The following is a 13,040-nucleotide window of genomic DNA, read 5'->3' as shown; positions in this document are numbered from 1 at the left end:
CGGTCAGCTGCGGAACATCTGCGAGGTGGTGGAGAGCATCTGGTCGGCGGCGGTGACGACCTTCGAGTTCATCTCGTAGGCCCGCTGCGCGGCGATCAGCGACGAGATCTCGGTGACGGCGTTGACGTTCGCTTCTTCCAGGTAGCTCTGCTGAAGGTTACCGAACCCTTCCGCCCCCGGCAGGCCGCTGATCGCCGGCCCGGAGGCCGCGGTCTCGATGAACAGGTTGTCGCCGATCGATTCGAGGCCGACCTTGTTGATGAAGCGCGACAGCTGGAACTGGCCCAGAGCCTGCGGCGCGGTCTGTCCGGGCAGCGTCGCCTGGACGGCGCCGGTGGCGCTGATCGTCACCGCGGTCGCCGTCTGCGGCACGGTGATCGCCGGGTCGAGCAGGTAGCCGTCCCGGGTGACGAGCTGCCCGGTGGCCGACAGGTCGAAGGAGCCGTCCCGGGAATAAGCGGTGCGGCCGTCCGGCATCGTCACCCGGAAGAAGCCCTCGCCGCGGACCGCGACGTCGTAATCTTTTTCGGTAGAGCTCAGGGTGCCCTGCGACATGACGCGGGCGGTCGAGGTGGTCTTCACACCCGAGCCGAGGGCGAGGCCGGCGGGGAGCTGGGTGTTCTGCTCGGAGGTCGACGAGCCGGCCCGGCGCAGGTTCTGGTAGAGCAGATCCTGGAAGTGCACCTGCTGGCGCTTGTAGCCGGTGGTGCGCAGGTTCGCGATGTTGTTGGAGATGACCTGGACGTTGAGTTCCTGGGCCGCCATGCCGGTGGCGGCTGAGTAGAGGGCGCGCATCGGTCAGGCCCCCTTAGGCGACGTCGGCGAGGCGGCGGATCGCCGTGCCCCGCAGGTCGTCGAGGCGGGTGATCATGCTCGACACCATGGCGTAGGACCGGTTCACGTCCATCAGCCGGGTCATCTCGATGACGGGACGCACGTTCGAGCGCTCGAGCGCACCGGACTCCACGCGGCCCTCGAGCCCGGCCGGGCGCGCGGGCTCAGGCGAGGCGTAGAGGTTGCCGCCCTCGTTGGTGAGCCGCTGCGGGTTGGCGAAGGTGACGAGCTTGATCTTGCCGCGGATGCCAAGATTGGTCGACACGGTGCCGTCGGTCCCGATCGTCAGGCCGGTCTCCTGCGGGTTGATGGTGATCGGGCCGCCATCGCCCGCCACCTTGTAGCCGTCGCTGGTCACGAGGGCGCCGGTCGGGTCGATCTCGAAGGCGCCGTTGCGGGTGTAGCGCTCGCCCTGCGGCGACTGGACCGCGATGAAGGCCGAGCCCTTGACGGCGACGTTGAGCGGGTTGCCGGTCTGCTCGATCGGCCCCTGGCCCAGGTCCAGGGTAGTGCCCTGGTCGATGACGTAGGAGAGCCGACGGTCGGGCCGGGCGAAGGAATCCGCGCTCGCCACCGGCATCAGGTATTCCTGGAAGCGCGTGCTCCGGCCCTTGAAGCCGGAGGTCGACACGTTCGCCATGTTGTTGGAGATCACGTCCAGCTCGCGCTGGAGCGCCATCTGGCTCGACACGCCGACGAAGAGGGCATTCTGCATCGTGGACTCTGACACTCGCGTGCCGCGGTGGCGGCAACGATCCATTCAGCATCCGCTGTGCCAACACCCGAAAAACCGATTTTGCGTGCAAGTGTAAGGATTTGCGCGCGGGTCCGGTAACCCTTCTGACAGGCGGGAGCTGCGCGGCGGCAATCCTGGCCCGGCAGGATTTGCCCGCTTAACGACACGTTAACCGTAATGCTTCGATATCCGAGGATACCCGGCACGCGGATATCCGCGATAGAGCATTATTTCCCATGGCCAAGAAGCCCAAGAAGGCCGCCGAAGACGGTGAGGCCGGCGCCGATGCCGCCCCCAAGAGCAAGAAGAAGCTCGTGATCATCGCCGCCGCCGCCGCTCTGCTGGTGGTCGGCGGCGGGGGCGCCTTCATGATGATGGGTCAAGGCGGCAACGCCGAAGGCAAGGAGGCGGCCGCCGGGGGCGGCGGTCATGGCGGGGGGCATGGCGGCGGCGGGCATGGTGGGGATGCCGCCAAGGGCGTCGGCCCGGACGGCAAGAAGCCGATCGTGTTCGTCGAGCTGCGCGAGATGCTGCTGAACCTCAGCCCCGACATGCCGCAGGAGAAGGCCAAGTACGCCAAGCTGCGGCTCGCCCTCGAACTCAAGGATTCCGGGGTCGAGGACGAGGTGAAGCCCCTGATGCCGCGCATCGAGGACACCCTCCAGGTCTACATGCGCGAGCTGCGCGTGAGCGACCTCACCGGCTCGGTCGGCCTGTACCGGCTGCGCGAGGAGCTGCTGCGGCGGGTCAACGTCGCCGTCTACCCCGCCAAGGTCGAGGCCGTGCTGTTCAAGGACGTGATCGTCCAGTGACCCAGCCGATGATCCCGTCGGTCGCCACCAACCAGGCCTTGAGCGGACGCGCCTGATGGAACCCGAGGACGAACTTCCCGAAGACGATTGGTCGGCCGCCCTTCTGGAGCAGGGCGCCGAGGGCGGCGATACGTCGCTCGCCGAGGAATGGGGCGCGGCGCTCGCCGAGCAGGGCACCACGCGCAACGCCGGAGACGTCGCCGCCGAATGGGCGACGATGATCGAGGACGGGGAGAGCGACAACCTCCCCGAGCTCGCCGGCAACGACCGGGTGCTGAACCAGGACGAGATCGACGGCGTCCTCGGCTTCTCCATGCGCGAGCTCTCGGCCTCAGGGGCCGGGGGCGTTCAGGCCATCGTCGATTCGGGCGTCGTTCAGTACGAACGCCTGCCGATGCTGGAGATCGTCTTCGACCGGATGATCCGGTTGCTGTCGACCTCCCTGCGCAACCTGTTCCAAGACAACGTCGAGGTGACGCTGGACAACATCACCTCGGTGCGGTTCGGCGACTATCTCAACGCGATCCCGCTTCCGACCCTGCTGGGCGTGTTCCGCGCCGAGCAATGGGAGAATTCTGGCCTCGTCACGGTCGATTCCAACCTCGCCTACGCGACCTTCGACCTCCTGCTCGGGGGCAAGCGCGGCGGCTCGTCGAGCCGCCTCGACGGACGGCCGTTCACCTCGATCGAGATGACGCTGGTGCGCCGCCTCGTGGAGATCATCCTGGGCGACCTGGAGCAGTCGTTCCAGCCGCTCTCGCCCGTGACCTTCGACATCGACCGGATCGAGACCAACCCGCGCTTCGCCACCATCACGCGGCCCGGCAACGCCGCGATCCTGATCAGCCTGCGCCTCGACGTCGACGGGCGCGGCGGCATGCTGCAGATCCTGTTTCCCTACGCGACCATCGAGCCGATCCGGGAGCTGCTGACCCAGAGCTTCATGGGCGAGAAGCTCGGCCGCGACCATGTCTGGGAGGGCCATCTCGCCACCGAGATCTGGCAGGCCGACGTGACCATGCAGGCGGTGCTGCACGAGATGATGCTGCCGCTCAAGCAGGTGATGCGCCTCAAAGTCGGCGACACCCTGATGTTCGACGCCAAGCCGTCCGACCTGATCGCCGTGCGCTGCGGCGACTGGGCGCTGACCCAGGGGCGGATCGGCCAGGTCGACGGCAACATCGCCGTCCAGGTCACGCGGCCCCTGCGCCGCTCGCGCACGACCATCCAGGCCTACGAGGCCTCGATGAACAGCCATTCCGATGTTTAGCGTGCGGTCCCGATCATGAGTCTCTTCGTCACGCTCGCCGCCGACATCCTGGTCGCCGTCCTGCTCGCGGCCACGATCGTCACCTGCCTGCGCCTGTCGCGACGGATCAGCCAGCTCAAGGGTGACGAGGCGGCCTTGCGCCAGACCATCGGCGACCTGATGGTCGCCACCGGCACGGCCGAGCGCGCCATCGCGGGCCTGCGCTCAGCGATCGACGACGGCGACCGCACCCTCACCACCCGGATCGAGGCGGCCACCGCCCGCTCCGCCGAGCTGGCCGCGCAGGTTGAGGCCGGGGAAACCGTGGTGATGCGCATCGGCGCGATCGTCGCGCAGATGCGGGCCGTGCCGGTCCGGGCCGAGCCGCCGCCGGCCCCGCGGCCTGCGCCCGAGCCCGAGATTCCCGCCGCCCGCCCCGAGTCCACGAGCCCGAACGGTGAACGCCTTGGCGCCGCCGCAGCGGCCGCCCTGGCGATGAGCGAGCGCGCCCTGGCCCGCGTGCGGGCGCGCGCCGCGTGACCGGCGTCCCAGCCCCAAAAATCCCGCCGGCACCCAAAGCCGTCCCGAAGGCGCCGCGCCCGGCCGCCACGGCCCTGCGCCGCTCGCGCCTGAAGCCGGTGCGGCCGGTGCGGCTGCGCCTGATCGATGCCGTGGCGATCGCGGCCGGCGGCCTGCTGCTGCTCAAGCTGCTCACCCTGGCGCAGGTCGGCATGCCGGGTGTCGGAACCCTGCCCGAATACGGCCGGGCGGTGGCCCGGGCGCGCACCGGCTACGAGCCGCCCGACCCTGTCACCACCGGATCGGTCGGCGCCAAGGAGGAGGCGCCCGCGGCGCCGGCGGAAAAGCCGCCGGAGATGCCCGCCCCCGAGCCGGCCAAGGCGGCATCCGGCTCGCCCACCGAGCGCGCGCTCCTGGAAAAGCTCGGCGCCCGGCGCGACGCGCTGCGCCAGAAGAACGACGAGCTGGAGCTGCGCGAAAAGATGCTCAACGAGGCCGAGCGCAAGCTCGAGACCGGTTTGGGCGACCTCAAGCAGGCGGAGGAGAAAGTCGATACGGCTGTCAAGGCCCGCGAGGAGGCCGAGAAGCAGGGGCTGAAGAACATCGTCACGATGTACGAGTCGATGAAGCCGAAGGATGCCGCCCGGGTGTTCGACCGCCTCGGCCAAGACGTGCTGGTGCCGATCGTCCTGGCCATGAACCCCCGCAAGATGTCCGAGATCCTGGCGGTGATGCAGCCCGATACGGCCGAACGCCTGACCGTGACGCTCGCCAACCGGGCCCGCGGCGTCGGCGCTGTCCAGGCGCAGGCCGGTGCGGGTCTGCCGGCGAACGAATTGCCGGCGATCGATCCAGGTCCGGTAGGCCGGTAAGGGGGCGACGCTCGGTCCCGCTCAGGCCGCACCCTCCGCGGCCGTGCCGGCGCCGATCCGCCAGCCGAGGGTCGATCCCGCGGCGGCCAGCAGGATCGCGGCGATGCCGAGCCACTGGCTTCACCCTGGACATCGATCCGGCCGCGCTCGGCTATTCGCTTCAGGCGTTGGTGCGCATCCGGCCGCTGCCCGGAAAGCTCCACGTCGTTCAGCGGCTGATCGAGGATCTGCCCGGAATCGTGGAATGCGATAAGGTGACGGGCGAAGATTGTTTCTTCGCGCGGCTCCACGTGCGCACGGTCGGCGATCTCGACGGGATACTGGATCGCATCGCCGACAAAGCCGAAACCAACACCGCCATCGTGAAGGCACAACCGGTCCGGCGGCGTCTGCTGCCGTTGGATCGCTAGAGCGCTCGCCGCCGAAGCGTGCTCACTTCGTCGGCGAGCGCTCTAAGCGGAGGCGCGCATCACAGCCTCATGTCCGCTCTTCGCTCGAAGAGCGGATCTCAGCCCACTCAGAAGTCTCAGGAATGGCCGCTCCAGCCACCTTTCGATGGCATAGGCCACAATGATCATGAGGACACTGAAGAGTCCGAGCGCAAAGGAAAACAGGATCGGTCTTCCAGACAAGGTGAGGTAAAGATCGGCAACGAGCGTGCATAAAAGTGGCACGTGAATGAGATAGAGCGGGAACGAGATCGCACCGAGAAATTTTCCGGTCCGCCCTGAAAGGGCAGAGGCAATCGGACCTGAGCGCATGCAGCCGTAGACCACGAGCACAGCCGCAATCGGGTAGAGCAGCCCGCCGCGGAATTGGGGTGTGAAGGCGGTCGGCAGCCAATCGAGACCGAGCAATTCCATCGACGCGACACTTTGCGAGCCGAGGATCAGTCCCACGATCAGTGCGGAGATGGGGAACACAGTCGGGAGGCGGCCTGAAGCCCAAGCCTCGCGTAATACGATGCCCAGGACAAAGCATTCATATTCGTACTTTCCCGCAATGATGACGACTATGGCAAGAACGAACGTGAAGCATAGCCTGACATGAGCGGTTTTGAATAGGCATACCGCGAAGCATGCGAACGAGCCGAGTAATTCCGGCCGCATGGTCCAGAGGGCATTGTTGAAGAACGAGCCTCCGGACAGAAAAATATCGAGCAAGCCGTCGTAGACGGCGGAAATCGGCCCTGGAATGACGTCTTGATATGTCCATCGCAGCCATGGGCTCATCGAAAGGGATGACGCTTCCGTAGCCGAGGTCGGGTACAAGCTGAGCAGCAACCAGCCTATGAGCGCGCTGACCGTTGCCGGGATGGCAAGCCGCAAATACCGAATGCCCGCATCGATCCAGAGAGGATCGGATTTTCGCAGCGTGGCATGGGTCACCACGAACCCGCTCAAGACAAAGAAAATCGAAACGGCGAACGTTCCGTTCCAGAAGACGGAGAGGGGCGTGTATGCGATCCAGGCGGTGTTTTGTTCCTGTTCCGCGACCAGCTCCGGGCTAAAAGCCGACAGGATATGAAAGGCGACGACGCTGATGGCCGCGACGCCTCGTAGGCCATCCAGCTGCTGAAGTCTCTGTCCCAATAGTGTACTCTCGCCGAGTCTGATCGGGTTCATTTTACAGAAATGTCTTACCCTGCGTCAAACTTTGAACTTGAATGCCAAAGCTTGCCGGGATCTGCAGCATGATGCTGAATTCATAAAATCAACTTAAAATATGCCTCGCTTGAAGCCGGCAGGCTGCTTTGTATGTTTCAGGTTAAGAATTTTCCCGCCGCGCAATCTCACATCTGTCCGATCCCGGCGACCACCTCCCCCAAGCCCGGTCGCCCCTCAGGATCGGCCTGCAGGCACGCCTCCACCAAAACCCGCAATCCGTCCGGCGCCGCATCGCAGCGGTCGAGCAACTCGCCGAGCAGGATCCCGACGGCCCGTACCTCGATCCGCCGCAGCGCTGCGCCCTCGTCACCGGCAGGCAGCGCCGAGGCGGCGCCGAAATCGCTGAGCACGGCTGCGCCGGTCTCGGCATCCCACAGCGTGTTGTGGGCGTAGACGTCGCCGTGCAGCAGGCCGCGCCCGTGCAGATGCGCCACGGCCTCCGCGACGGCGCGGGCGATCCGCAGGGCCTTTTCTGCGTCGAGCTTGAGCGCGGGGTCGTAGACATCGCGGCTGCAGCTCGCGAGGCTCGGCGGGCCGGCCAGCACGCGCCACTGCGCCGGCAGCAGCCGGAGCAGCAGCCCCTGCGTACCGTCGGGATGGTCGACGAGCCGGCCGAGGGCGCCGGTGAGGGCCGGATGGGTGCCGGCGGCGAGGCAGGCTTCCATCTCGCGCTCCGGCAGGCCGTCGCTGGTCATCGCGCCCTTGAACAACTTCAGCGCCACCGCCTGCGGGTCGGACGGTCCGCGCCAGAGCGCCCGGTGGACCCGGCCCGAGGCCCCCTCCCCGAGCAGGTCGCCGACCTCCAGCGTCGACCACGGCACGGGCGTCGACGGGGTGGGCTCCGTGACGGGCTCGGCGGGATTACCCGCAAAGGAAATCCAAGCGAGGCGCGGCAGGCATGCCAGCCAGGGCGGCAGGGCGTCGAGGCGGTTGCAGGACAGGCGGATCAGCTCGAGATTGTTCGCACCGGCAAGGCCCTGGGGCAGGCGCGCGATCCGGTTGCCCGCCAGCATCAGCTTCTGCAGCAGCGGGCGCTCGCCGAGGGCGTCCGGCAGGGTCTCGATCGCGTTGTCGGTGAGGGTCAGCCAGCGCAGGTCGCGCGGCAGCGCCTCCGCCGGCACCGCCTGGATGCCGCAGCCGCGGAAGCCGAGCTGGCTGAGCGTCGGGCAATCGCCCAGGACCGGCGGCAGGCGCTCGAACCGGTTGCCGGAGGCGAACAGCACCCGCAGGCGGTTCAGGCGACCGAGATCATCCGGCAGGTCGGTGAAGCCGCCCCGGCCGAGATCCAGCACCTCCAGGGTGTCGGCGAGGCCAAAAATCTCGCGGGGAAATTCGGCGAGCCCATCGGGCAGCCGCAGCTCCCGCGCGCCCGCAAGATCGCCGCGCCGCAGGGCGGCGAGGGTTTCGGTTCGGTCCAAGGTGTCAGCCCCGCTTGAAGAAGGCGTCGGCCGCGCCCTGCGCCGCTTCCTTGGCCGCCCGCGCCGCCTCGATGCGGGCGATCTCCTCCCGCAGCAGCGCGATGCGCGCGTCGAGGTCGGAGAGCGACAGCGTATCGAGGGGTTGCCCGATCTCGTGGGCGACGGCCTTGCGCGGCCGGTCGTCGTCGTCTCGCATGGCGCGGCTCCTTACAGGAATACGCGGCCGGCGCCGTCCCAGGGGAGCCCGAGATGGGCCGCCAGGGTCGCGCCGATATCGGCGAACGTGTCCCGCCGGCCGATCGCCCGGGGGGCGACGCTGGGGCCGAAGGCTAGGACCGGCACCTGCTCGCGGGTGTGGTCTGTCCCCGTCCAGGTCGGATCGTTGCCGTGGTCGGCCGTGATCACCGCGAGGTCGCCGGGCTTGAGCGCCGCCAGGATCGCGGGAACGCGTGCGTCGAACGCCTCCAGTTCGGCAGCGTAGCCCGGCACGTCCCGGCGATGACCGTGCTCCGTGTCGAAATCCACCAGGTTGACGAAGACCAAGCCGCCCTCGGGCAGGTCGGCTAAAGCGTCGAGCCCGGCCTGCAGGCAGGCGGCGTTGGCCCCGGGCTTGATCTCGCGGCCGGTGGCGCGGTGGGCGAAGATGTCGCCGATCTTGCCGACGCTGACCACCGCCCGGCCCTCGGCCTCGGCCCGGTCGAGCAGGGTGCGGCCGGGGGGCGCCACCGCAAAGTCCTTGCGGTTGCCGGTGCGGCGGAAGCCCGCCTCTGCCGAGCCCAGGAACGGCCGGGCGATGACCCGGCAGACCCGGTAGGGGTCGCAGAGCCGGCGCGCCACCCGGCACAGCTCGTAGAGCCGCTCCAGCCCGAACGTCTCCTCGTGGGCGGCGATCTGAAAGACGCTGTCGGCCGAGGTGTAGCAGATCGGCTTGGCCGTCCGGACGTGCTCGGCGCCGAGTTCGTCGATGATGGCGACGCCGGGCGCGTGCCGATCCCCCAGAATACCGGGCAGGCCGCCCTCGGCGATCAGCGCTTCGACCAGGGCGGGCGGGAAAGCCGGCCGCGTGTCCGGAAAATGGCCCCAGGGCTCGGTCAGCGGCAGGCCGGCGATCTCCCAATGGCCGGACGGTGTGTCCTTGCCGGCGGCCATCTCCACGGCATGGCCGTAGGCGCCGCGGGGATCCCCCCGAGGCGCGAGGTTCGGTGGGATCCGGCCGGAGGCCCCGGCGGCGGCGAGGCCGAGCCCGAGCTCCGCGAGATGGGGCAGGCGCAGGGGGCCGGCACGCAGGCCGGCCCGGTCGCCACGCCCGACCGCGCAGGCCTCGGCGATGTGGCCGAGCGTGTCGGACCCGGCATCGCCGTAGGCGTCGGCATCCGGGGCGCCGCCGATCCCGACGGAATCGAGCACGATGAGGAGGGCGCGGGCCACGATCAGGCGGGCTCCAGCTCGGTGGCGGCATCGCTGTCGAGGGCGAAGGCGGCCTTGAACAGCGCCCGTGTATAGGGCGTCTGCGGGTCGGAAAAAATCGTCTCGGCGGGGCCTTCCTCGACCACCCGGCCGTTCTGCATCACCACCACGTAGTTCGCGAGCGCCCGGACCACCTTCAGGTCGTGGCTGATGAACAGGTAGGCGAGGCCGCGCGTGCGCTGCAGGTCGCGCAGAAGCGTCACGATCTGCGCCTGCACCGAGCGGTCCAGCGCCGAGGTCGGCTCGTCGAGCACGACGAAGCGGGGGTCGAGCACCATCGCTCGGGCGATGGCGATGCGCTGGCGCTGGCCGCCGGAGAATTCGTGCGGGTAGCGATCCATGGCGGCCGGGTCGAGGCCGACATCGGTGAGCGCCTTCGACACCACCGCCCGGCGCTCGGCCCGCGAGCGCGCCGCGCCCTGCACGATCAGGCCCTCGGCGACGATATCGGCCACCGACATGCGCGGCGAGAGCGAGCCGTAGGGGTCCTGGAAGACCACCTGCATGTCCCGGCGCAAGGGCCGCATCTGCGCCACTGTGAAGCCGTCGATGGGTTTTCCGAGGAACACGATCGGCCCCTCCGAGCCGGTGAGCCGCAGCAGGGCGAGCCCGAGCGTGGTCTTGCCGGAGCCGGATTCGCCAACGACGCCAACGGTTTCGCCGGCCCGGACCTTGAGCAAGACCCCGTCCACAGCCTTGACGTGGCCGGTAACGCGCCGGAGCGCCCCCGATTTCAGCGGAAACCAGACCTTGAGCGGCCCGGCCTCCACCAGCGTCGGCGCATCGGCCGGGACCGGGTTGGCGCGGCCCTTCGGCTCCGAGGCGATCAGGCGGCGGGTGTAGGCGTGCTGCGGGTTGGCAAAGACCGACCGGGTCTCGCCGGCCTCGACGATCTTGCCTTTCAGCATCACGCAGACCCGATCGGCGATCCGCTCGACGATGCCGAGATCGTGGGTGATGAACAGCAGCGCCATGCCGAGGCGCTTCTGCAGGTCGGCCAGCAGCGCCAGGATCTGCGCCTGCACCGTCACATCAAGGGCGGTGGTCGGCTCGTCGGCAACCAGCAGGTCCGGTTCGCAGGCGAGCGCCATGGCGATCATCACCCGCTGGCGTTGGCCGCCCGAGAGCTCGTGCGGGTAGGCGCCCATCCGGCGCTCGGCGTCGCGCAGGCCAACCAGGTCCAGCAGCTCGAGAATTCGCTTGCGCGCGGCCTTGCCGGACAGGCCCCGGTGCAGCCCCAGCACCTCGCCGATCTGCCGCTCGATCGTGTGGAGCGGGTTGAGCGAGGTCATCGGCTCCTGGAACACCATGGTGATGTCGGCGCCGCGCACGTCGCGCATCTGGCGCTCCGGCAGGCCCGCCAAGTCCCTGCCCTTGAACAGGATTTTTCCGCTCTGGCGGGCTGCGCCGTCGAGCAGCCTCAGGATCGCCAGGGCGGTCACCGACTTGCCGGAGCCCGATTCGCCGACCAGCGCCACCGTCTCGCCCCGGCGGATGGTGAAGCCGATCGAATCGACCGCCGCCGTCTCGCCCTCCCGGGATCGGAAGGCGACGGACAGGCCCTCGACGGACAGGAGCGGCGGGGTTTCGGCCTCGGACATGGGACCCTTATAGCGCGGCCGGGACCCTAGCCTACCCGGCCGCGGATGCGCGATGATGCGCGCCGCCCGCAACCCGGGGATTCGCCATGCCCGATCTCGTCGAAGAATTGGCCGCGCAGACCCGGTTTCCCGTCGAAGACCCTTCGCGGGCGTCCCCGTCTCTTCGCATCACCGGCACCGGCGCCCTCCCCTCCTGTTTCCGGGTCACCGACCTCGCCGCGGCCTCGATTGCAGTGGCGGGCCTGGCGCTCGCGGAAGTTGCTGGCGGCGACGGCTCGGTCACGATGGACCGGCGGCTCGCCTCGGCCTGGTTCGCGACCTCGCTGCGGCCGCTCGGCTGGCGGGTTCCGGCGCCCTGGGACCCGGTGGCCGGCGATTACCAAGCCCGGGACGGATGGATCCGGCTCCACACCAACGCCCCGCACCACCGGGCGGCGGCCGAGCGGGTGCTCGGCGCGCAAGCCGACCGGGCCGGCATGGCGCAAGCCGTGGCCGGCTGGGACAAGGCGGGGCTGGAGGCGGCGATCCTGGCCGAGGGCGGTTGCGCGGCCGAGATGCGCGGGCTCGATGCCTGGGCGGCCCATTCCCAGGGCCGGGCGGTGGCCGAAGAACCCCTGGTGGCGTTCACCTCCGCTTCCGACCGGACCGCGTCGCGCTGGCACCCCCGGCCGGAGCGGCCGCTCGCCGGCCTGCGGGTGCTCGACCTGACCCGGGTTCTGGCCGGCCCCGTGGCGACCCGGTTCCTCGCCGGGTTCGGGGCGGACGTGCTGCGGATCGATTCGCCTGACTGGAGCGAGCCGGCCATCGAGCCCGAGGTGACGCTGGGAAAAACCTGTTCCCGCCTCGACCTGCGCCGGGCGGCCGACCGGGCGACCTTCGAGGCTCTGCTCGCGGGCGCGGACGTGCTGGTCCACGGCTACCACCCCGGTGCCCTCGACGGGCTCGGCTATGGCCCGGAGGCGCGCCGCGCCCTGGCCCCGGGCCTGATCGACGTGTCGCTCGACGCCTATGGCTGGACCGGCCCCTGGGCCGGCCGGCGCGGCTTCGACAGCCTGGTGCAGATGAGCTGCGGCCTCGCCGAGGCCGGCCAGGCCTGGCGGCAGGCCGAGGTGCCGGTACCGCTCCCGGTCCAGGCCCTCGACCACGCCACCGGCTACCTCATGGCGGCGGCCGTGCTCCGGCTGCTGGCCCGGCGGCTCCGGGACGGCACCGGCGGCCAAGCGCGCCTGTCGCTGGCCCGGACAGCGGCGTTCCTGATCGCCGCCGGCCCGGCCGAGCCGGAGCCTGCGCTCGCCCCCGAGACTCCGGAGGATCTCGCCCCGGAGATCGAGGCGACCTCCTGGGGGCCGGCGCGGCGCCTGCGACCACCGCTCACGGTGACCGGGACCGCGATGCGCTGGGACCGGGCTGCGCGCCGTCTCGGGGATGATGCACCGGCCTGGGCGGTGGAGCCGGGGGTCGGCCCGCGGTAGGATTCAGGTTTGAAAGGTAACCAGATTGGGCGGACGACGCAGGCGGGTTGCCGGTCGGTGCCGTCTGCTCTCGACCGATTTCGTTGAAAAACTCGTTGGCGGCCGAGTTCGAAGAGGGGCGGGATGAGCCCTCGCCCTCGAGCTGGGTGTCGCCAGCCGGTCAGGCCGGGCTCGGCTGCGGGATCGGGAGGAGCTTTGCGAGCTTCCTCAGGTTCTGGGCGGCGGCTGCGAGGTGGAACTCGTCTCTTGCTCCGTTCGGCCCTCGCAGCCGGAGGCGGTCCAGCTTCAGGATACGCTTGAGGTGGGCAAACAGCATCTCAACCTTCTTGCGCTCGCGCCGCGAGGTTTTGCCTTCCTCGGAGCGCGCGATGTCGCGGGCCATGTCCCGCGCGC

13 protein-coding genes and 1 pseudogene are annotated in these 13,040 nt (G+C 69.3%); 6 read left to right on the top strand and 8 right to left on the bottom strand.

Features of this window, described 5'->3' with window-relative positions:
- Positions 1–3: 3 nt before the first annotated feature.
- Positions 4–795, bottom strand: a complete 792-nt coding sequence (flgG, locus tag MKK67_RS09550) for a flagellar basal-body rod protein FlgG (protein ID WP_243963665.1) — start codon at positions 793–795, stop codon at positions 4–6.
- 13 nt (positions 796–808) lie between these two features.
- Positions 809–1,549, bottom strand: a complete 741-nt coding sequence (gene flgF / locus MKK67_RS09545) for a flagellar basal-body rod protein FlgF (protein WP_243963664.1) — start codon at positions 1,547–1,549, stop codon at positions 809–811.
- 257 nt (positions 1,550–1,806) lie between these two features.
- Here flgF and fliL point away from each other — a divergent pair, with 257 nt between their 5' ends.
- The 5 genes and pseudogenes from fliL to MKK67_RS09520 form a co-directional block, all read left to right on the top strand.
- Positions 1,807–2,382: a flagellar basal body-associated protein FliL gene (gene fliL, locus MKK67_RS09540; RefSeq protein WP_243963662.1), complete on the top strand. Its 576-nt coding sequence runs from the start codon at positions 1,807–1,809 to the stop codon at positions 2,380–2,382.
- A gap of 55 nt (positions 2,383–2,437) precedes the next feature.
- Positions 2,438–3,652 (top strand): flagellar motor switch protein FliM, encoded by a 1,215-nt coding sequence (gene fliM, locus MKK67_RS09535; protein WP_409566926.1) that lies wholly within the window; start codon positions 2,438–2,440, stop codon positions 3,650–3,652.
- A gap of 15 nt (positions 3,653–3,667) precedes the next feature.
- On the top strand, positions 3,668–4,171 hold the full coding sequence (locus MKK67_RS09530; protein WP_243963660.1) for a DUF6468 domain-containing protein: 504 nt from the start codon (positions 3,668–3,670) through the stop codon (positions 4,169–4,171).
- Complete coding sequence (locus MKK67_RS09525; protein WP_243963659.1) at positions 4,168–5,022, top strand: MotE family protein; 855 nt, start codon at positions 4,168–4,170, stop codon at positions 5,020–5,022. The genes MKK67_RS09530 and MKK67_RS09525 overlap by 4 nt, the downstream gene beginning before the upstream one ends.
- 119 nt (positions 5,023–5,141) lie before the next feature.
- A pseudogene (locus MKK67_RS09520) lies at positions 5,142–5,432 on the top strand (Lrp/AsnC family transcriptional regulator); the annotation flags it as partial.
- A 42-nt stretch (positions 5,433–5,474) separates the two neighbouring features.
- On the opposite strand, the gene MKK67_RS09515 reads toward MKK67_RS09520, so the two are convergent.
- The 5 genes from MKK67_RS09515 to MKK67_RS09495 form a co-directional block, all read right to left on the bottom strand.
- On the bottom strand, positions 5,475–6,647 hold the full coding sequence (locus MKK67_RS09515) for an acyltransferase family protein (RefSeq protein WP_243963658.1): 1,173 nt from the start codon (positions 6,645–6,647) through the stop codon (positions 5,475–5,477).
- Between the two features lie 167 nt (positions 6,648–6,814).
- Entirely contained in the window at positions 6,815–8,107 is a 1,293-nt protein-coding gene (locus MKK67_RS09510) for a leucine-rich repeat-containing protein kinase family protein (RefSeq protein ID WP_243963657.1), read from the bottom strand.
- 4 nt (positions 8,108–8,111) lie between these two features.
- Positions 8,112–8,303, bottom strand: a complete 192-nt coding sequence (locus tag MKK67_RS09505) for a DUF1192 domain-containing protein (protein ID WP_243963656.1) — start codon at positions 8,301–8,303, stop codon at positions 8,112–8,114.
- An 11-nt stretch (positions 8,304–8,314) separates the two neighbouring features.
- A complete protein-coding gene (locus MKK67_RS09500) occupies positions 8,315–9,535 on the bottom strand; it encodes a phosphopentomutase (RefSeq protein ID WP_243963655.1) in 1,221 nt (406 codons plus the stop codon).
- Positions 9,536–9,537: 2 nt separating this feature from the next.
- Positions 9,538–11,175 (bottom strand): ABC transporter ATP-binding protein, encoded by a 1,638-nt coding sequence (locus MKK67_RS09495; RefSeq protein ID WP_243963654.1) that lies wholly within the window; start codon positions 11,173–11,175, stop codon positions 9,538–9,540.
- Between the two features lie 86 nt (positions 11,176–11,261).
- Between MKK67_RS09495 and MKK67_RS09490 the strand changes: the two genes are divergently transcribed.
- A complete protein-coding gene (locus MKK67_RS09490) occupies positions 11,262–12,647 on the top strand; it encodes a CoA transferase (RefSeq protein WP_243963653.1) in 1,386 nt (461 codons plus the stop codon).
- Between the two features lie 160 nt (positions 12,648–12,807).
- Here the strand turns inward: MKK67_RS09490 and MKK67_RS09485 are convergent.
- On the bottom strand, positions 12,808–13,040 hold a 233-nt coding region (locus MKK67_RS09485), incomplete at its 5' end, for a transposase (protein ID WP_243963651.1).

Origin of the sequence: Methylobacterium sp. J-072 (genome assembly GCF_022829425.1) — a bacterium.
Classification (GTDB): domain Bacteria; phylum Pseudomonadota; class Alphaproteobacteria; order Rhizobiales; family Beijerinckiaceae; genus Methylobacterium.
The sequence above is the reverse complement of the archived record's forward strand: the minus strand, read 5'-3'. Positions and strand labels throughout refer to the sequence as shown.

What these genes read in the sequence shown, in the direction of transcription:
- MKK67_RS09515 (WP_243963658.1), bottom strand. Translation starts at nt 6,647, where the DNA reads ATGAACCCGATCAGACTCGGCGAGAGTACACTATTGGGACAGAGACTT.
- MKK67_RS09505 (WP_243963656.1), bottom strand. Translation starts at nt 8,303, where the DNA reads ATGCGAGACGACGACGACCGGCCGCGCAAGGCCGTCGCCCACGAGATC.
- MKK67_RS09530 (WP_243963660.1), top strand. Translation starts at nt 3,668, where the DNA reads ATGAGTCTCTTCGTCACGCTCGCCGCCGACATCCTGGTCGCCGTCCTG.
- fliL (WP_243963662.1), top strand. Translation starts at nt 1,807, where the DNA reads ATGGCCAAGAAGCCCAAGAAGGCCGCCGAAGACGGTGAGGCCGGCGCC.
- fliM (WP_409566926.1), top strand. Translation starts at nt 2,438, where the DNA reads ATGGAACCCGAGGACGAACTTCCCGAAGACGATTGGTCGGCCGCCCTT.
- MKK67_RS09490 (WP_243963653.1), top strand. Translation starts at nt 11,262, where the DNA reads ATGCCCGATCTCGTCGAAGAATTGGCCGCGCAGACCCGGTTTCCCGTC.
- flgG (WP_243963665.1), bottom strand. Translation starts at nt 795, where the DNA reads ATGCGCGCCCTCTACTCAGCCGCCACCGGCATGGCGGCCCAGGAACTC.
- flgF (WP_243963664.1), bottom strand. Translation starts at nt 1,549, where the DNA reads ATGCAGAATGCCCTCTTCGTCGGCGTGTCGAGCCAGATGGCGCTCCAG.
- MKK67_RS09495 (WP_243963654.1), bottom strand. Translation starts at nt 11,175, where the DNA reads ATGTCCGAGGCCGAAACCCCGCCGCTCCTGTCCGTCGAGGGCCTGTCC.